Source organism: Vibrio sp. 1288 (genome assembly GCF_033344475.1).
On sequence record NZ_JAWPOX010000983.1, the window covers coordinates 1 to 550 of the forward strand.

At 48.5% G+C, this 550-nt stretch carries 1 protein-coding gene; it reads right to left on the reverse strand.

The window, feature by feature from the left end; translation table 11 throughout:
- Positions 1-127 precede the first annotated feature (127 nt).
- A partial coding sequence (locus R8O11_RS30465; protein WP_318195294.1) for an outer membrane lipoprotein-sorting protein occupies positions 128-550 on the reverse strand: 423 nt, incomplete at its 5' end.

The window sequence follows — 550 nt, forward strand, 5'->3', positions numbered from 1 at the left end:
GCCGCAACAGGTGCAACCATCCATAATGAAGCGGCAATGAAGCTAATCGCAGCGCTGTTTACATTGATGGTAGCGTTAAAGAATCGCACTTTCATAAAACATCCTTGATGGCGTTAATAACCTTAAATTACAGCTCCGATGTATTGGCTTTCGGCAAATAACTCGGGTTGTAGAATTTGTTATCCAACTGCCACGGGACGATTTCTTGATACTCAATCACCGTCTTTTTGCTCGGTTGAATGCTGTCGAGCAGGGTCATCTCACTGACGTAATCTTCGCCGCGGTTGGTCGCTCGTCCGTATTGCGCTTGCTTGGCAAGCTTGCCCGAACGCAAATAAAGATCCGCTTTGATCGGGAACGCATCTTGCTCAGACAACCACAAATCGATCTTCTGATAACTCGCCCCCTTGGTCTTGGCCGTTAGGGCAAGGCGATAAACCGCGATGCTCTGTCCATTTATCGTGAGGGTTTCCGTCGCTTTCCACTCGCCTTGGTAATCCTGGCTCCACGTCAACGTTGAAATATCACCAATTGAGGCTTCACCAAGCAG